This window comes from Neisseriales bacterium, from assembly GCA_016699915.1.
In the GTDB taxonomy this organism is placed as follows: Bacteria; Pseudomonadota; Gammaproteobacteria; order Burkholderiales; family Q3-R57-64; genus Q3-R57-64.
This window is the reverse complement of record CP064990.1, coordinates 478,431-497,363: the sequence shown is the minus strand read 5'-3', so window position 1 is coordinate 497,363 and position 18,933 is coordinate 478,431. Positions and strand designations below refer to the sequence as shown.

The window sequence follows — 18,933 nt, the reverse complement described above, 5'->3', positions numbered from 1 at the left end:
AGCAATTTCCTATTAATTCCTCCGTCCAGCTATTCTAGCATATCTTAATGATCATTACTCGCAATAGGTATAAAAATCGGCTCGAACAATCGTATTATTTCGATCCGGTCCTGTTGAAATGATCGTAATCGGTACACCAATCATCTTCTCAATAGTTTGCAAATAATTTTTGGCATGGCTTGGTAAGGCTTCATAGTGCTGAATGTTGGTGGTTGATTCAGACCAACCGGGTAAGGTTTGATAAATGGGCTGGCAAGCTGCTACATCAGCTGCGCCAAATGGTAGCGTCTCTATCGTTTGGCCATTTAGCGTATAGCCAACACATAGCTTAATTTCTTTTAGCCCATCCATCACGTCTAATTTAGTAATGCAGAGCCCATGGAGACCATTAATTTGTACGGAGCGCTTTAATAGCACTGCATCGAACCAGCCACAACGTCTTGGACGACCTGTCACGGATCCGAATTCGTTGCCATGTTCGGCAAGATATTGACCGATCGCATTATTTTGTTCAGTCGGAAAAGGTCCTGCTCCTACTCTTGTAGTGTAAGCTTTTGCAACGCCCAGCACACCATGCAGCATTTGAGGAGAAATCCCAGCACCACTCATCACAGCTCCGGCAATACAATTGCTCGATGTGACAAAAGGATAAGTGCCATGATCAACGTCTAATAAGGTACCTTGTGCACCTTCAAAAAGTAAAGCTTTCCCAGTTTGGTAATAGTGATACAAATCACTTGAAACGTCGGTAATCATGGGTAAAAGCTGCTGACCATATTGCAAGGTATGGTTCAGTACCTCTTTAAAAGCAATCGTCGGTGCTTGAAAATAGCCTTCCAATAAAAAGTTATAGTATGCGATATTTTCTTTTAATTTAATGGCTAATTGCTCAGGATAAAATAAATCTTGTGCACGAATGGCTCGACGAGCAGCCTTATCTTCATATGCTGGCCCAATACCACGCCCTGTTGTACCAATTTTATGGATACCCTTTTTCGCTTCTCTTGCCTGATCCAAAGCGACGTGATAAGGCAGAATAAGCGGGCAAGTTTGAGCAATCTTGAGGCGATGGCTCACAGCAACGCCTGCGCTTTCAAGCTCTTTGATCTCTTGAATAAGTGCCTCAGGGGACACCACAACACCATTGCCAATAAAGCAAGTCAAATCAGCATGCAAAATACCCGAAGGAATTAACCTGAGTATCGTTTTTTTACCCTTAACAACAATTGTGTGACCTGCATTATGTCCACCTTGAAAGCGCACAACACCTTGAAAGCGCGCAATACCTTTTGCGTGATCAGTCAATAAATCAACAATTTTACCCTTGCCTTCGTCACCCCATTGCGTGCCAACAACTAATATATTTTTACCGATCATTATCTTGATGCTTTCAGAAAATCCAAAAAGATATCTATCAATGCTTAGCGGCCTTGTGGTAGGGATTACGACCCGACTTATATTGCACCCTAAGCGGTGTACCCATGAGTTTAAAAGCCTGACGAAAACGATGCTCTAAAAAGCGCATATAGTGCTTAGAAAGACGATGTAAGGCATTCCCATGAATAATAATAGTAGGAGGCATATTGCCTCCTTGATGAGCATAGCGTGGCTTAGGGACGATGTTACCCGTTCTAGCGGGTGCTTGCAGGGCAACGGCATTCATTAATATTTTTGTTAATTTTGGTGTTGAAAATTTAATGGTAGCTGCCAGATAAGCTTCATCAATAGACTGAAAGATTGCGTTAATGCCTGAGCCATGCAGCGCAGAAATATAGTGGAGTCGCACAAAATTTAAAAAAGCAAGTTTCTGGGCGATTGACCGCTTAATAACTTGCTGTTGATAGGTGTCCATGCCATCCCATTTATTTACCGCAATAACCAATGCACAACCAGCTTGCAATGCAAGGTTAGCAATTGCACAATCCTGATCGGCAATGCCCTCTCGTGCATCCAACATCAATAAGGCAACATGAGCCGTATCCATGGCACGTAAGGTTCTAAATATAGAACATTTTTCAACGGTTTGAACAATACGCCCTTTGCGTCGTATACCAGCCGTATCAATCAACGTATAGTGATGGTCATGATAGGTCACATCAACAAAAATACTGTCTCTTGTTGTGCCCGGTTCATCGCAAGTAATCACGCGATTTTCACCTACAATGCGATTTAACAAGGTAGATTTACCCGTATTAGGTCGACCAATGATGGCTAAAATAGGATGTTTTGATGCACTTGTGACAGTTTCAACGGGCGGAAAATTTTCTAATATAAGTTCCATAAGATCTGAAACATAGTCACCATGCGTAGCAGAAATAGCATAGGGTTGACCTAAACCTAGTTCATGGAATTCCGCCGTAGCCAACGCTTGCGACATACCTTCGGCTTTATTAACAACTAAAAAGACACGTGCGTGACTTGTGCGGAGTTGTTCGGATAAAACTTGATCTTGTATGGTTAAGCCCGTTTTCGCATCCAACAAGACAATGACCGCATTGGCTTCATCAACCGCACGAAGCGTTTGTTGAATACGTTGCTGATCTACCATGTCGGTAGCATTTGCTTCAAATCCACCGGTATCAACGACCCAATAAGGCCTATCCCCTACCCTACCTTCACCAATTTGTCGATCCCTTGTAATGCCTGGCTCATCCATAACAATAGCCGATTGGCTTTTTGTGAGACGATTAAATAGCGTTGATTTTCCCACATTGGGGCGACCAATGAGGGCAATAGTTGGCTTCACTTTATTTTCCTAGGACAATATACACGAGCTTGCCATAGCGATTTTGAAGCAAAACGCCTTCATCAAACGATTGCGGAGCACTTAATAGTGCACCAATACCGATATTTTTGCGTCCTACTAATAATCCCGTATCTGGATCCATGACATGTGCGATACCAAACCGATCCATCACCATGACCATACTGCCAAGGGCAACAGGACCAGATATGGCACGATGTAAAAGTGTTTTAGTGCGCCATAACTCTTGACCGCTATAGCGGTCAAGTGCCACCACCTCACTATGGGTTGTACTCATCACAATAGAGGAGCCTAATATGACTATGGGTTGATGCGTTGCAATATTTTTTGACCATTGTCTTTTATTAGTTCTTAAATCAAAACAGACAATGCTTGCTTCATAAGCAGTGGTATAGAGTAAATCGCCCTTGAGTAAAGGGGGATAAATAACGTCAACCGCCCCTTCAAATTCAGTACGCCCTTTAGGAACGGTAATGGATTCTTGCCATAATTTATAACCTGTCTGAGGGTCAATGGCATAAATATAACCAACAGGCATGCCTAACAAAAATGCTGAGTGGTCAAATGCGGTAAGTGATTGATTACTGCGAATCATAAAACTTGGAACAGCGTGTTGATTACGCCATTTTAAGGCACCAGTTTTGCGGTCAAAACCACTAATATGTCCATCATTCGTTTTAGTAATGACCGTATCATCAACAATCAGTGGAGGCTCGAGTAAAAGACTAGAGAGATTATTTTTCCAAAGTATTTGCTTATTATCGGCATGCCATGCAATGAGCTCGGCTTTATCTGTGCCCAAAAATAGTACACGCTGAAAAATAGCTGGCGTACAAGTAAGTCTAACTTTGGGCACGATCCATTTTTGGCGAATCTGTCCGGTTAAACGATCAATTGCTTCGATCCGACCATTTGGCCAAGCAGCGTAGACAAAGCCATCATGATATGCTGGTGAAAAACTGCTGGATAATCGTCGATCAACTGCTTTGACAGAAAAAACTGTCCATTTAGTAATAATAGGATAGGTATTCTTAATGGGAACCAGCGAAACGGGTTGACGTATATCCTTCGCAGGGAAAAGGTTGGCACAGCCTACCAAACATACCGATAACACGACGGCGATGATACGATCATACATAATTAATTTCCTAGTTCGCTTAATTTAATTTCTAGTAAGAAGCGATTGGGGTCGTTGGCACGCAATGTTTTGAGTGCGGCTTCATAGGCTGCTTTAGCTGCTACATATTGACGCAAATTGCGTAAAATATCCCCTTTAAGCTCTAAGCTTTGCGCATCGAATGTTTTGTCTTGTAATGCGGCTATCGCAGCCAGCGCTGCTTGATATTGCTTTTCATTAAACAATAAGGTAGCCAGGCGTATCTGAGCAATGGCCTGTAATGCAGGCTCATCACTATTTTCAATGACCCAATTTAACTTCGCTTTGGCTTGATCAATGTGGCGTTGCAGGTACGCGATTTTAGCAAACAGTAAAGCAGCACGTGAAGCATAAGCCGTGTTAGCATAGTTGTTGATCAATTGGTCAGCAGCGCCTTGTGCTTTGGCAAAGTCACGTTGGCCGATCGCTATATCTAGTGTGACATATATTTCGGCGGCTTGGTAGGCACGACGGGCTTGGTATTGATCATAAGCAATATGCCCTAAATAACCAACAATCAAAGCGCTCAAGGCGATGGTGAGCCATTTACCATACTGGTGCCAAAACCGCTTCAAATGTTCAATTTTTTCTTGTTCATCTAAATGATGTGCCATAACGTAGTATTCCTTATTTTATGTGCAAAGAGCCTTAAGAGTGGTCATCAAATCAGTTTGCTGAACGGTTTGCTGTGGCTTGCCTGCTTCTAAAAGTGGCTTGATGGTAACCGTGTGCTGAGCCATTTCATGCTCTCCAAGAACAATAGCAAAACGTGCACCGGAAAGATTAGCTTGCTTAAATTGATAAGCAAACTTAGCTTGACCCATATGTTGCAACACATGATATCCTGCTTGCCGCAAGGTATTAGCAATGCATAAAGCATGAAGCGATGCTTCTTCTCCTTTTTGGATAAGATAAATATCCGGCACAATATTAGCAAGCCATTGATTGTTATGATCTACTAACTGTAGCACGCGTTCTATACCAATTGCTAATCCGGCAGCAGGTGTGGCTTTACCGCCTAATTGACTCATTAATTGATCATAGCGACCACCAGCACATACCGTGTTTTGGGCACCTTTTGAGGTGGTTACCCATTCCAATACAGAAAAATTATAGTAATCTAACCCGCGCACCAAATTCGGATTTTCAACATAATGAATCTGTAGCGCATCAAGCATTTTTTTCCAAGCATGGTAGTGTTCAAGTGAACGATCACCCAGATAATCCATCAAGCGCGGAGCACGCTGGCATAGTGCTTGTGTCGTCTCATCTTTTGAATCTAAAATTCGAAGAGGGTTGGTGGCAAGTCGGCGTTGGCTATCTTGATCAAGCTGTGCACAATGTGGCAATAAATAATCTACGAGTGCTTGGCGATAAGCGGAACGTTCATCGGCTGTGCCGATTGAATTAATCTGCAACACTAAATTATCTAATATACCAAGGCGTTGCCAAAGGTCTTTCGTCATGAGGATCAATTCGGCATCAATATCTGGTCCTTCCATCCCTAATGCTTCAAGACCAATCTGACAGAACTCCCGATAGCGACCTTTTTGAGGCCGCTCATGGCGAAACATCGAGCCGTAATACCATAAACGCTGCATGGGTTGATGGCGGAGTGCATGGCTATTTAGCACAGCACGTACACAAGAAGCCGTGCCTTCTGGGCGCAGTGTGACGCTTTTGCTATTTAATGTATCGGTGAAAGTAAACATCTCTTTTTCAACAATATCGCTTGTTTCACCTAACGTGCGCAAAAATAACTGTGTGGATTCGATAATGGGTAAATTGATCCGCTGATAACCGTAATCAACACACCAAGCTTTAAGTATATTTTCGATAGCCGACCAATGATTTGCTTCGCTTGGTAAGCTATCGCGCATACCACGTAAAACTTGAATAGGTTGCTGTTCAATTTGATTCATCAAAAATGCTCACGTCAATCGCTAGAGGATGCAAGATACCTACACATTATAGAGTAATCAAGCAGGTAAAGAGCGTGAAAATATCACGCATCCATCGTTGTGGATGATTTTAGCGTAGCCCATCCAAACAGAGTGGGTTCAAAATTGGATCAGCTATGTGTGGAAAAAAAGATGATCACAAAAAGGATGCTGGTTGCCCTGTCATCATCATGGGTTTATTGCGTTTCATGGCCGTATTTTTAGTTTGATTGCTCTAACCACTACATAGCTATGAGATGATCGCCTAATAAGTGTGTTGGACATACTGCTCAATTAAGACTTTGAATTGATCTGCAATATGATCACCATGTAAGGTAACCGTTTTTTTACCGTTAACATATACCGGAGCAGATGGTTTTTCTCCCTTACCAGGTAAGGCAATACCAATATTGGCTAATTTACTCTCACCCGGACCATTAACAACACAACCCATCACAGCAACCTGTAGGTTTTCAACACCTACGTACTGTTTTTTCCACATGGGCATTTTTTGTGCAATATATTGCTGGACTTGAAAAGCTAGTTCTTGAAATACTCGGCTTGTAGTGCGGCCACAACCTGGGCAAGCGGTAACATGTGGCGTAAAGCGACGTAAATCAAGTGACTGTAAAATCGCTTGAGCTATGGTAACTTCAGTGGTTCGGGGTTCATTGTTCTGTGGTGTTAGGGAAACGCGTATAGTTTCTCCAATACCTTCTGACAATAACACTGTCAGCGCTGCTGTGGTTGTAACAATACCCGAGTAGCCTAACCCTGCTTCGGTTAATCCAAGATGTAAAGGATAAGAACAAGCTTGGGCTAATCGACGATAAATAGCAATAAGACGATTCACTTGACTGACTTTGCAAGACAAAATGATCTTGTTTTGAGCCAAACCCAGTTGCCTGGCGTGATCAGCAGCTTCTAACACTGATTGAATGAGTGCATCGTCCATAAGGATTTCGATGGGTTTAGGATGCACTTGTTTTTGGTTTTCCTCAATCTTATGCGATAAAAAGACCGGGTCAAGACTTCCCCAATTTGCACCAATGCGAATTGGGCGGTCGTATTTTATGGCCTGCTCAATTAAAAAACAAAAGGCCGTATCGCCTAGCCGGCTGCTATTGACATTACCTGGATTAATTCGGTATTTGGCCAAAGCTATCGCGCAATCTGGACAATCGCGCAGTAATCGATCCCCATTAAAATGAAAATCCCCAATTAAAGGAACCTGATAGCCTGCCTTATCTAGTAGTTGACGAATTGTTGGGACAGCTTGCGCGGCAGCTTTGGTATCCACAGTCAAACGAACCATTTCTGATCCGGCATCAGATAAAGCTTTAATTTGCTCAACCGTCGCCACAACATTACTTGTTGATATATTAGTCATGGATTGCACCACAACAGGATGCCCTGTGCCAATAGCAACAGAACCTACATAAACTGTGGAGGTCGTACGTAATAAAGCCGAAGTATTCATAAAACTTGAGCGTTTGATGGGGTTTTAGGACGTACCCTACCTGCTAATTGACCACAGGCAGCGGCGATATCTTGTCCACGTGTTTTACGTATTGTGACAACAAAGCCTGCCGATTGTAGCGTATCCTCAAACTGTTCAATGGTTTTTTTACTCGGTGTCATAAAGGAAGATAAAGAAAAAGGATTAAAAGGAATAAGATTAATTTTGCAAGGAATAGGAGCTAATAGCTTAATCAGACTTTTTGCGTGAACGATTTGATCGTTTATACCCGCTAAAAGTACATACTCGAAGGTAATAAAATCACGTGGCGCAAAACATAGATAGTCTTCACAAGCCTCCATCAATCTAGCTAAGGGATATTTTTTATTCAATGGAACCAGTTGATCGCGTATGGCATCATTAGGGGCATGCAAACTGACTGCCAGCGCCACGGGTTTTGTTCTAGCTAATTGAGCTATTTGCGGTACCATGCCGGCTGTTGAAACAGTCACACGCCTTCTTGATAAACCATAAGCAAAGTCATCCAACATAATATCAAGCGCTACAACTAGTGCATCAAAATTGGCTAGTGGCTCTCCCATACCCATCAGCACGACATTGGAAATAATTCGTTGGCTATGATGCGTTGCAGGCAATACTTGCTTTGCCCACCATAACTGCCCGATAATTTCTGCTGTGGTTAAGTTGCGATAAAAACCTTGGTGACCTGTTGCACAAAATGCGCATTTTAGAGCACAACCAACTTGCGATGAAATACATAGCGTACCTCGTGTTTTTTCGGGAATAAATACTGTTTCAATGGCTGTATTATGACCCGTATCAAATAGCCATTTACATGTACCATCGCTGGAACAGTGCTGTTGTAAAAGATGAGGCTGCGGAATCGTTGCCAAGGCAGATAATTTTTTTTTCAACAAATGCGATAAGTTACTCATTTGAGTAACATCGCTTAATTGATGCTGGTAAATCCAACGCATAACTTGACCAGCATGAAAGGGTTTTTCGTCTAACGATGCAAACCAATTTTGTAATTGCGTTCGACTATAGTTTAATAAATTGATCATGACGACAAGGAATGCGGATAAAGCTCAGTTTCTGCAAAAAAATAACGAATTTCTAAAGCCGCGTTACTCACACAATCCGAACCGTGAATACCGTTGGCAGTGATTGTTTGACCAAAATCCTTACGAATAGTTTGTGGTTCAGCCAAAACAGGATCTACATGACCCATCAAACGCCGATTTTTCGCGATGGCATCTTCGCCCTCCAGTACCAGTAAGACAATCGGGCCAGATATTATAAAATCGATCAAATGCCTAAAAAAAGGCTTGTGGCGATGGATTGCATAAAATCCTTCTGCTTTTTGTTGAGAAAGTTGACACATTTTCATGCCGATAATTCGAAGTTGATTGCTTTCAAAGCGATGGATAATTTCGCCAATATGTTGCGCATCTACTGCATTGGGTTTAATCAATGATAACGTTCTTTCCTGTACCATTGTTTTACTCCTAAATCGTTCATGAGGAATGATTGATCACTTTAATAAAAAACTCATCTTGATGCCATGATAAATGATCAGAACATAGCCTACAGCTAAGAGGTCATCTAACATAACGCCAAAACCATTTTTATAAGTGCGATCAACCCAGTTAATTGGCCACGGTTTTTGAATATCTATCCATCGAAATAAGATAAAACCAATGCTCCACCATCGCCATGAATAAGGCAAGGCGATGAGTAAGATACTCATTGCAACCATTTCGTCTATAACAAGCCCTGCGTAATCCGATACCCCTATAGCGCGCCCTGTAACCTGACAGCACCAAGTACCTACTATAAAAAATAATCCGCATAAAATGGTAAGCCCTGTCATAGAACCATTGAGGTCATACCAGAGCCATACAAAAGGTATAACGCACAACGAGCCAATGGTACCGGGTGCTTTAGGCAACAAACCAATACCCATCCCGAAAGCAAGAAAATAAGCAGGGTGACGCATAATGAAACGCCAGTTAATTTTAAGCAAAGTGATCAAATCCTCTATGGGTGATCGTAATGGGCTGAGCATATTGATCTAACACCTGTAAACCGCGTTGGGTATGTAATACACCAATGCGCGTTAAAGGTAATTGTAGTGCTTGGCTCAGTTGATCAATATGATTACGATGTTGTGCAGGAGCAGTGAAAAGAAGTTCATAGTCATCCCCGCCACCAAGTAAGCAGCGGTGCTGTAAAATAGAGTCTTGTTTGATAAAAGGATGGGAAGGTAAGGTTTCGAACCACAATGTAGCGCCACAGCAAGAAGCGTTAAGAAGATGAGATAAATCGCTAAGCAATCCATCTGATACATCAATACAAGCACTTGCTATACCACGTAATGCTTGACCAAGCGCTACGCGAGGCGATGGTCTATTCAATTTGTCTTCACTCATTGCCCATAATTCAGTGGGAATAGTTTCTTTTTGAATATGATTAGTTTGTGTTTGGTAATACACCGAAAACGCCGCTAACCCTAATATACCACTTACCCAAATATCTTCATCTGGTTTAGCAGCACTACGATATAAAGCACGACCGATGGGTGATTCACCGATGATAGTCACAGTCACCGCAAGCGGACCGCAAACGGTGTCTCCCCCAATTAAGTCAATATTAAAATGTTTAGCTAGTGAAAAAAACCCACGCATAAAACCTGCTAACCAAGGTGGGTCAACTTGGGGCAGTGTGAGTGATAACAAGGCCCAACGTGGCACAGCACCCATTGCTGCGATATCGGATATGTTGATCGCTAATGCTTTATGACCAAGATCGGTTGGTGACGTATTAGCGAAAAAATGTTGATGCTCAACTAATGTATCAACCGATACATGTATTTCACAACCTGTTGTTGGTGCGAAGATAGCAGCATCATCTCCAATACCTAAAGTTGAATGATGGCAAGGTTGCTTAAAAAAATGATTGATCAGTTCAAATTCATTCATCATGCATCAACACATAAAAAGGTCGCTAGTCTAACCGCGAATAGCAACGGCCAATTTGTCCAATACACCGTTAACAAATTTATGGCCATCGGTGCCACCAAATACTTTGGCGATTTCAATTGCTTCATTGAGGATGACGCGTGATGGTGTGTCGGCGTGATAAAGTAATTCATAGGTTCCTATCAACAAAATCGTGCGCTCAACAGGCTTGACTTCCTTTGCCGAACAATCATAATGCGGTATAATTTTAGCTAGTAATAGCGGTTCTTGCTGCACCACACCACGCAAAAGATCAAGCAAGAATTTGCTGTCTGCTCTAGAAAACCCTTTGTAGTCACGTAAATCATTTTCAATAGTTAAAATAGATACATCACGATTAAATTGCCATTGAAAAATGCCCTGCATAGCCAGTTCTCGGGCATAACGCCGTGCCGTTTTCACGTTATAACTTTCTTAATTATCAATGAACAATAAAATACTCGTGTGATCAATGCAGTATAGCATCCTCCTAATAATGATTTGGATATAAATTTTTAACCTATGCTAGTACTTGGTATTGAAACATCTTGCGATGAAACAGGCGTAGCGCTTTATGATGATAAAGCGCAGCATTTAGTACAAGTGCTGCATACACAAACAGCACTGCATGCGCGGTATGGCGGCGTTGTGCCTGAGATAGCCAGTCGTGATCATATTCGTCACATTGTGCCACTTATTAAAACTTGCTTAAATAATAGCCACCAAACGCTCTCATCAATTGATGCTATTGCTTATACTGCGGGACCAGGATTGTCTGGTGCTTTATTGGTAGGGGCTAGCGTTGCCGAATCACTGGCTTTTGCGCTCAATATACCCGTTATTCCAGTCAATCATTTAGAAGGCCATTTGCTCGCTGCCCTTTATCCATCACATGCTATAGCATTTCCATTTTTAACATTACTTGTGTCGGGTGGGCATACGCAATTTTTTAAAGCCAAAGCTATTGGTGAATATCAGTTAATTGGGGAAACACTAGATGACGCGGCAGGCGAAGCTTTTGATAAAGTAGCTAAACTGCTAGGGTTACCCTATCCTGGCGCAAAACAGTTATCTGCTTTGGCAAAATTAGGAGACCCTAATCGATTTAGACTACCAAGACCACTGGGAAAGCGACATGATTTAATGATGAGTTTTTCTGGACTTAAAACAGCTATGGTTCACTTAGTCAATGCACAGCAGCAACCCATAGATGAAACCACAAAACATGATTTATGCGCAGCCTTTCAAGCAGCCATGGTTGATGTTTTGGTCAATAAAATAGGTCTTGGATTGTCTATTTATCAGATGAAACGCTTAGTTGTTGCAGGAGGGGTAAGTCTTAACGAACAGTTACGCAAAGCTTTAGCTGTGCAAGCTGAAAATAATAACTGGCAAATTGCCTATCCACCCATTGAACTATGCGCTGATAATGGCGCCATGATTGCCTTTGCGGGCGCTTTAAACCAACAATACATAAAGTTAGCTGGTCGTTTCGCGGTATATCCAAGGTGGGTACTAGGTCAACCGTTACCAGCAGTATTTAGGTAGTTTATTGCACCATATCGTCTGATTTTTTTGGTTTTTGCCAATTTTTTTTCGTTGTTTGAATTGAACGAGCGAATGTTAAAGCATCTGGCGGTGCATCCTGTGTAATCACCGAGCCTGCACCGATGGTTGCATTTTGACCAATTTGTACTGGTGCAACGAGCATCGTGCCGGATCCGATAAAAGCTCCTTTTTCGATCACCGTGCTAAATTTATTAGCGCCATCATAATTACAAGTTACTGTGCCAGCACCGATATTGACGAAATTGCCGATCTTTGCATCACCCAAATATCCAAAATGATTAGCCTTGCTGTAAGAAGCAAGCGTACTATTTTTAATTTCCACAAAATTACCAACATGTACACCTTCTTCTAGCTGTGTACCAGCTCTGAGTCGAGCATAAGGCCCAACAGTTACTTTTGATCCAATGTGAGTGCCTTCAATATGCGAAAAAGGCTTAATAGTCGTGTTAGAGCCGATGATAACATCTTTTAAAATGCAATGTGCACCGATAGTAACTTGGTCATCCAACCTAACGCTTCCAAGAATTAGACAATTAATGTCAATGATCACGCCTCTGCCACAAGTAAGTTCGCCACGCAAATCAAAGCGACTAGGGTCGATTAGTGTAACCCCTTCACTTAACAGGCGATGCGCTTGGGACTGTTGAAAATATCGCTCCAATTGAGCAAGTTGAGCCATGGTATTAACGCCCATAGCTTGCCAACTGGGTTCAGCAAGTACCGAAGAAATTGGCATACCATCACGCGCAGCACACCTAATAATATCAGTGAGATAATATTCACGCTGTGCATTGTCAACATTCAATGCGCTAAGCCAATCAAGAAGTGGCGCGCCTGGTAAAACCATAATACCGGCATGGGTTTCCAAAATCGCTTTTTGTGCTGTACTGGCATCTTTTTCTTCAATAATATTGATAATATTACCCGTTTCATCGCGAATAATGCGCCCTAAATCAGTTGGATCACTGGATTGGTTTGTCAAAAGCGCAATACCTTGAATCGTTTTAGCTTGATGTAATAATCGTTGTAATGTATTAGCGCTGATACAAGGAACATCGCTATACAAAACCAATATATAGTCTGTACGTGGCAACTGATCTAAAGCAATTTTTAAGGCATGACCTGTACCTAATTGCGTAGGTTGTGCTATCCATGTAATGGTTTTATCTTCCGCCAAATACTGCTGTAACATGAGCCCTAAATGGCCATGCACGATAGCTAATTGATCTGGCTTTAACGCTTTGGCTGTACGGAGTACATGTGCAATCATGGGGACGCCACCTAAGGGATGCAATGCCTTAGGTAAAGGTGAAAGCATACGTTTTCCCTCTCCTGCGGCAAGAATAACGATGCCGAGTGTCATTCGTTTAATCTCCCTTTTTAAGGCTTGCGATGGCGTAGATAATAAAGCGCCTTTAATTCAGCAATTGCTGCTGCCAAAGATGCATGAGCGGCAGTTATTGCTTTATCATTTTTCGTTTTTTTCAAAATTTGTTCTGCGGTTTCTTTTGCTTTGATAGCTCTTTGTTCATCTAATTCATCGTCCCGCAAAGCGGTATCAGCAAGTACCGTGACAAGTGTTGGTTGTATTTCTAGCAATCCACCTGATATAGCAATAAGCACCTCTTGTTTATCGCCTGGTGGCACCAAACGAAGCAGACCAGGTTTAATGCGCGTCAAAAGAGGTGTATGTTGTGGATAAATACCGATTTCTCCCTCAACACCAGGTGCTGTAACAAAAACCGCTTGCCCAGAATAAATAGAGCGCTCAGAACTAACTATCTCTACTTGCATGACTTTCATGATGCGCTTTCAGGTAAATCTGATACTTTCTTCCTTGCTTCGTTTAAGTCGCCTACCATGTAAAACGCTTGTTCGGGCAAGGTATCACACGCTCCCTCTAAAATTGCTTTAAAACCTGCAATGGTGTCCTTGAGCGATACATAGCGACCAGGTGAACCAGTGAAAACTTCGGCAACATGGAAAGGTTGCGACAAAAACCGTTGAATTTTACGTGCACGTGATACCAATAATTTATCCACATCAGATAATTCATCCATACCAAGGATAGCGATGATATCACGCAATTCTTTATAGCGTTGAAGGGTAGATTGCACACCTCTGGCTACTGCGTAATGATCTTCCCCGATTTTAAAAGGGTCAAGTTGACGAGATGTTGAGCTTAAAGGGTCAACTGCAGGATAAATACCAAGTGACGAAATGTCTCGTGATAACACGACCGTTGCATCAAGATGAGTAAAAGTTGTTGCAGGAGAAGGATCCGTCAAATCATCAGCAGGCACATAAACAGCTTGTACAGAAGTAATTGAACCGGATATTGTTGAGGTTATACGCTCTTGTAGTTTACCCATTTCTTCCGCTAAAGTTGGCTGATAACCAACAGCAGAAGGCATACGTCCTAATAGAGCGGAGACTTCGGTGCCAGCTAAAGTATAACGGTAAATGTTATCAATAAAAAGTAGAACATCCCGCCCTTTTTTGCCAGCAATTTTTTCGTCGCGGAAATGCTCTGCTAAAGTCAGTCCAGTTAATGCAACACGTAACCGATTGCCTGGTGGCTCATTCATCTGACCATAAACCATAGCAACTTTATCTAAGACTTTGGCGTCTTTCATCTCATGATAAAAATCATTACCCTCCCGGGTACGCTCTCCTACTCCCGCGAATACAGATAGACCTGAATGGGCTTTAGCTATATTATGGATAAGTTCCATCATATTGACCGTCTTACCGACGCCTGCGCCACCAAATAGACCAATTTTACCTCCCTTAGCAAAAGGACATAGTAAGTCAATGACTTTAATACCAGTCTCTAATAGTTCTTCGGAAGTTGATAGCGTATCAAATGCTGGACTTGCTTGGTGAATAGAGCGTTTTGTTTTTGTTGCAATTTCTCCGGCTTCATCGATCGGATTGCCCAATACATCCATGATGCGCCCTAAGGTTGCTTGCCCAACAGGAACACTAATTGGCGCTTGGGTATTGACAACAAGCATTCCTCTACGCAAGCCATCAGATGTGCCCATGGCGATACAGCGAACAATCCGACCCCCTATTTGTTGCGCCACTTCTAGCGTCAAATTAACCTCTGAGACAATGAGCGCATCGTATATTTTAGGTATGATTTCCTCTAAAAATTCAACGTCTACAATGGCACCAACAATTTGAACAATTTTACCTTGGCTCATTCTTATACAACTCCTGCACCTCGTTAATAAATGTTTGCGTTATCCTATACCGCTGCTGCACCTGCCATAATTTCAGATAATTCTGTCGTAATAGCAGCTTGGCGAGACTTGTTATAAGTTAAGAGCAATTCTTTTAAGACATGGTCAGCATTATCGGTTGCGGCTTTCATAGCTACCATTCTTGCGGCTTGCTCAGAGGCCATATTATCGGCGACCGCTTGATAAATCACCGACTCAATATAACGCTTGACTAACCATTGCAATACTGCTTGTGCATCGGGCTCATATAAGTAGTCAATGGCGTATCCACTACTGACTTTCGTATGATCTCCTGTCAGCGGGACAATTTGCTCGAGTACTGGTATTTGTTTCATTGAATTAATAAAACGAGAGTACAGTATATAAATCATATCAACGCTTTGTTCTTCATATCGTTGCAAGACACGTGATACCGGACCGATAAGATTATCCATTTGCGGTGTATCACCCAGCTCAACGGCGCTTGCAATGACATCAATATGTGCTTTTTTACAGGCAATCAACCCTTTTAAACCTAAACAACATGCTTCTGTCGTGATATGACTGGCAGATAATTCATGTACTTGATGCAAAAAACGTTTGATGAGATTAATGTTTAATCCTCCACACAAACCTTTATCGCTGGTAACAAGTATTATGCCAGCGCGCGAAACAGATGAATGGGGTTTAAGAAAAGGTAATTTAATATCGGTATTAGTCATTGATAAGTGCGCCATCACAGCGCGTACTTTTTCTGCATAGGGGCGCGCCATATTAATATGCTCTTGCGTTTTATGCATTTTGGCCACAGATACCATCTGCATCGCGCGCGTAATTTTTTGCGTGTTTTGAACGTTTTTGATTTTTGTTAAAATGCCCCTATTAATCATTTTTATGATTGATCCATTTACTATTAAACGTGATCTTGAAAGATTTTATTGCTTCTTTTAGGATGGTTTCTTGCTCTCCTGTGAAGTTTTCGCCCGTTTTATTAATACCACTAATCAGATCAGGATAATGATCCATAACATAAGTATGAAAGCCTGCCTCAAAGGATAGAGCTTGTTCGACAGGTATATCTTCATAACAGCCTTGGCTAATACACCAGAGTGTTAAAGCGATTTCTGCAATACTCAGCGTAGAAAAGTGTTTTTGTTTCATCAATTCGGTGACTATCTGACCATGCTGTAGTTGTTTACGTGTTACGTCATCAAGGTCGGAAGCAAACTGTGAAAAAGCAGCAAGTTCGCGATATTGCGCTAGTGCCAATTTTACACCACCCGCAAGCTGTTTAATAATTTTCGTTTGTGCCGCACCACCAACACGGGATACGGAGACACCAACATCAACCGCGGGGCGAATCCCTGCATAAAATAAATCGGCTCCTAGAAAAATTTGTCCATCTGTAATCGAAATAACATTGGTGGGTACAAAAGCCGATACATCACCTGCTTGTGTTTCAATAATAGGTAATGCTGTCAAAGAACCTGTTTTACCTTTTACCTGACCATTTGTTGCTTTTTCAACATAATCTGCATTAACGCGTGCTGCACGCTCTAGCAGGCGCGAGTGAAGATAAAACACATCTCCAGGATAAGCTTCACGACCAGGTGGTCGACGAAGTAGTAGAGAAATTTGTCGATAAGCAACAGCTTGTTTAGAAAGGTCATCATAAATAATGAGTGCATCCTCTCCTCGATCACGGAAATATTCTCCCATCGTACAGCCAGCGTACGGTGCAATATACTGTAATGCAGCAGATTCAGCAGCGGCAGCAACAACAACAATCGTGTGTTTTAAAGCATCATATTCAATCAATTTATGCACAAGCCCAGCAATTGAAGAATTCTTTTGGCCAATAGCAACATAAATACAAATAACACCAGTATTTTTTTGTCGAATGATGGTATCAACCGCCAAGGTAGTTTTACCAATCTGGCGATCACCAATAATTAATTCACGTTGCCCTCTACCAATAGGGATCATGGCGTCAATAGATTTGTATCCAGTTTGTAAAGGTTGCGAGACAGATTGGCGCCAAATAACACCGGGTGCAATTTTTTCAATAGGTGAAAAATAGGCTGCTTCAATTTGACCCTTGCCATCAATAGGTTGCCCTAAGGCATTGACAACACGACCAACTAAAGCAGGTCCGACAGGAACTTCTAGAATACGTCCTGTACAGATTACTTCATCACCTTCGGTAATATGCGCATACTCTCCTAGAATGACTGCTCCAACTGAATCTTGTTCTAAATTCATCACCAATCCAAACACATCATTTGGAAATTGCAGTAATTCGCCAACCATTGCTTGGTCAAGACCATAAATGCGAACAATGCCATCGGCTACCGATATAACTGTACCTTTATGGTAAGCAGTAGTAAGGTCAGGCAAACCCTGTATATTAGCCTTAATAAATGCGCTAATTTCGGACGGATTTAACTGCATGGATGCTCCTTGTTTTTAAAACTTGCTTTGATATGGTTAAGTAAACCTAGAATAGATTGATCCCATACTTCGTTTTTAATCACAATTTTGATGCCACCTATCAGTGCTGGACAATGTTTAATGGCTAACACTGCCTGTTTTTTATGTTGCTCAGATAATTGCCGCTCAAGACGTGCAATTTGCGTTTTTGTTAGTTCAAAAGCCGACTCAACCGTTACAGCTACTTTATTTTCCGAAGCGAGTTTTAGCTGTAAAAATGCTTGATGAATGCTGGGCAGAATGGCTAGGCGCTTATACTTTTTTAGCAAAGCTAATAGATTGCTAACAGGCTGTTGATAACATTGAGCAATATGATGCATCAATAGCTTGCGCAGCATTGCAGAAGAAAAATTAGGGTGATTAAGCAAATACTGCATGGATTTTGGCTGAGTTAAAGCAGCAAGATTTGCTAATATTGCCGACCACTCTTCCGAACTATTTGTTGATTTGGCAATATCAAACAGAGCCCTAGCGTAAGATTGCGCTACATGGTTTAAAGCAGTCATAATCAACGCATATTGAGTTTAAGTTTATCAAGCAAATCAGCATGTACTTTTATATCAACTTCTTTATGAAGAATACTTTCGACGCCCTCCACTACCAAACTTGCTAACTCAGCTTGCAAAGCTTTTTTAGCTTGCAGTCTTTCTTGCTCAATTTGTTGATGTGTTTTAGATAAATATTGCTCAGCAGTCTGTTTAGTAAGTGTTTGTGCCTCTTCAATGATCTTTTTAGCTCGTACATGTGCTTCATCTAGGATGATGGCAGCTTGATCATGAGCGGATTGCAGTTGTGTTTGAATGCGCTCTTTGATAAGTAAAAGATCTTGCTCGCTACGCTCTGCTGCAGACAAAGCATCGGCTATCTTCTTTATGCGTGCATCCAAAACACGTGTAATAGGAGGCCAGATATATTTTGTCGTAATCCAAGCCAGCGAAAAAAACACTGCCAACTGTACCAACAGTGTAGCGTTTATGTTCACAATGTAAGTCCTATAGCAATCATTTATATAAATAAGCTATTAATATTAGCTGGCAAATGGATTAGCAAAAGCAAACATCATAGCTACCCCTACCCCAATTAGAAAAGCTGCATCAACGAGCCCTGCTAACAAAAACATCTTGACCTGTAATTGTTCCATTAGCTCTGGTTGGCGAGCAGAGGCTTCAATAAATTTACCACCCATTAATCCAATACCAATACAGGCACCCACTGCACCTAATCCTACAATTAAACCACAAGATAAGGCTACCATAGCAACATCCGTCATCACTTTCTCCCTTTTAAAAAAATAAAACCCATCATGCT

Annotated in this window: 20 protein-coding genes; 1 reads left to right on the top strand and 19 read right to left on the bottom strand. The window is 41.8% G+C overall.

Annotated features, from left to right (window positions below):
* Window positions 1-54: 54 nt before the first annotated feature.
* From IPK86_02345 to nusB, 11 genes are all read right to left on the bottom strand, one after another.
* Window positions 55-1,374 carry an adenylosuccinate synthase gene (locus IPK86_02345; GenBank protein QQS17048.1) on the bottom strand — a complete coding sequence of 440 codons (1,320 nt, stop codon included), beginning with the start codon at window positions 1,372-1,374 and terminating at the stop codon, window positions 55-57.
* Window positions 1,375-1,414: 40 nt separating this feature from the next.
* Complete coding sequence (gene der, locus IPK86_02340) at window positions 1,415-2,746, bottom strand: ribosome biogenesis GTPase Der (GenBank protein ID QQS16301.1); 1,332 nt, start codon at window positions 2,744-2,746, stop codon at window positions 1,415-1,417.
* 1 nt (window position 2,747) lies between these two features.
* Complete coding sequence (gene bamB / locus IPK86_02335; GenBank protein QQS16300.1) at window positions 2,748-3,902, bottom strand: outer membrane protein assembly factor BamB; 1,155 nt, start codon at window positions 3,900-3,902, stop codon at window positions 2,748-2,750.
* A gap of 2 nt (window positions 3,903-3,904) precedes the next feature.
* Window positions 3,905-4,534 (bottom strand): tetratricopeptide repeat protein, encoded by a 630-nt coding sequence (locus IPK86_02330; protein QQS16299.1) that lies wholly within the window; start codon window positions 4,532-4,534, stop codon window positions 3,905-3,907.
* Window positions 4,535-4,552: 18 nt separating this feature from the next.
* Window positions 4,553-5,842 (bottom strand): histidine--tRNA ligase, encoded by a 1,290-nt coding sequence (gene hisS / locus IPK86_02325; protein QQS16298.1) that lies wholly within the window; start codon window positions 5,840-5,842, stop codon window positions 4,553-4,555.
* A gap of 283 nt (window positions 5,843-6,125) precedes the next feature.
* Complete coding sequence (gene ispG / locus IPK86_02320) at window positions 6,126-7,340, bottom strand: flavodoxin-dependent (E)-4-hydroxy-3-methylbut-2-enyl-diphosphate synthase (protein QQS16297.1); 1,215 nt, start codon at window positions 7,338-7,340, stop codon at window positions 6,126-6,128.
* Window positions 7,337-8,404 carry a 23S rRNA (adenine(2503)-C(2))-methyltransferase RlmN gene (gene rlmN, locus IPK86_02315; protein ID QQS16296.1) on the bottom strand — a complete coding sequence of 356 codons (1,068 nt, stop codon included), beginning with the start codon at window positions 8,402-8,404 and terminating at the stop codon, window positions 7,337-7,339. Before rlmN ends, ispG begins: the two co-directional genes overlap by 4 nt.
* Window positions 8,401-8,838: a nucleoside-diphosphate kinase gene (gene ndk / locus IPK86_02310; protein QQS16295.1), complete on the bottom strand. Its 438-nt coding sequence runs from the start codon at window positions 8,836-8,838 to the stop codon at window positions 8,401-8,403. The genes rlmN and ndk overlap by 4 nt, the downstream gene beginning before the upstream one ends.
* A gap of 36 nt (window positions 8,839-8,874) precedes the next feature.
* Entirely contained in the window at window positions 8,875-9,408 is a 534-nt protein-coding gene (locus tag IPK86_02305; GenBank protein ID QQS16294.1) for a phosphatidylglycerophosphatase A, read from the bottom strand.
* Window positions 9,359-10,321: a thiamine-phosphate kinase gene (thiL, locus tag IPK86_02300; GenBank protein ID QQS17047.1), complete on the bottom strand. Its 963-nt coding sequence runs from the start codon at window positions 10,319-10,321 to the stop codon at window positions 9,359-9,361. The genes IPK86_02305 and thiL overlap by 50 nt, the downstream gene beginning before the upstream one ends.
* A gap of 30 nt (window positions 10,322-10,351) precedes the next feature.
* On the bottom strand, window positions 10,352-10,762 hold the full coding sequence (gene nusB / locus IPK86_02295; protein ID QQS16293.1) for a transcription antitermination factor NusB: 411 nt from the start codon (window positions 10,760-10,762) through the stop codon (window positions 10,352-10,354).
* A 99-nt stretch (window positions 10,763-10,861) separates the two neighbouring features.
* Between nusB and tsaD the strand changes: the two genes are divergently transcribed.
* Entirely contained in the window at window positions 10,862-11,887 is a 1,026-nt protein-coding gene (gene tsaD, locus IPK86_02290) for a tRNA (adenosine(37)-N6)-threonylcarbamoyltransferase complex transferase subunit TsaD (GenBank protein QQS16292.1), read from the top strand.
* 1 nt (window position 11,888) lies between these two features.
* Here the strand turns inward: tsaD and glmU are convergent, their stop codons facing one another.
* From glmU to atpE, 8 genes are read right to left on the bottom strand one after another with little or no spacing between them, the layout of a single operon-like run.
* Entirely contained in the window at window positions 11,889-13,271 is a 1,383-nt protein-coding gene (gene glmU, locus IPK86_02285; GenBank protein ID QQS16291.1) for a bifunctional UDP-N-acetylglucosamine diphosphorylase/glucosamine-1-phosphate N-acetyltransferase GlmU, read from the bottom strand.
* 17 nt (window positions 13,272-13,288) lie between these two features.
* Window positions 13,289-13,711, bottom strand: a complete 423-nt coding sequence (locus IPK86_02280; protein ID QQS16290.1) for a F0F1 ATP synthase subunit epsilon — start codon at window positions 13,709-13,711, stop codon at window positions 13,289-13,291.
* Window positions 13,708-15,117 (bottom strand): F0F1 ATP synthase subunit beta, encoded by a 1,410-nt coding sequence (gene atpD / locus IPK86_02275; GenBank protein QQS16289.1) that lies wholly within the window; start codon window positions 15,115-15,117, stop codon window positions 13,708-13,710. The genes IPK86_02280 and atpD overlap by 4 nt, the downstream gene beginning before the upstream one ends.
* 44 nt (window positions 15,118-15,161) lie before the next feature.
* Window positions 15,162-16,025 carry a F0F1 ATP synthase subunit gamma gene (gene atpG / locus IPK86_02270; protein QQS16288.1) on the bottom strand — a complete coding sequence of 288 codons (864 nt, stop codon included), beginning with the start codon at window positions 16,023-16,025 and terminating at the stop codon, window positions 15,162-15,164.
* Window positions 16,018-17,586, bottom strand: a complete 1,569-nt coding sequence (locus tag IPK86_02265) for a F0F1 ATP synthase subunit alpha (GenBank protein QQS16287.1) — start codon at window positions 17,584-17,586, stop codon at window positions 16,018-16,020. The genes atpG and IPK86_02265 overlap by 8 nt, the downstream gene beginning before the upstream one ends.
* Window positions 17,577-18,131 carry a F0F1 ATP synthase subunit delta gene (locus tag IPK86_02260; protein ID QQS16286.1) on the bottom strand — a complete coding sequence of 185 codons (555 nt, stop codon included), beginning with the start codon at window positions 18,129-18,131 and terminating at the stop codon, window positions 17,577-17,579. The genes IPK86_02265 and IPK86_02260 overlap by 10 nt, the downstream gene beginning before the upstream one ends.
* Window positions 18,132-18,133: 2 nt before the next feature.
* Window positions 18,134-18,607, bottom strand: a complete 474-nt coding sequence (locus IPK86_02255) for a F0F1 ATP synthase subunit B (protein ID QQS16285.1) — start codon at window positions 18,605-18,607, stop codon at window positions 18,134-18,136.
* A 45-nt stretch (window positions 18,608-18,652) separates the two neighbouring features.
* A complete protein-coding gene (atpE, locus tag IPK86_02250) occupies window positions 18,653-18,895 on the bottom strand; it encodes a F0F1 ATP synthase subunit C (protein ID QQS16284.1) in 243 nt (80 codons plus the stop codon).
* Window positions 18,896-18,933: the final 38 nt, after the last annotated feature.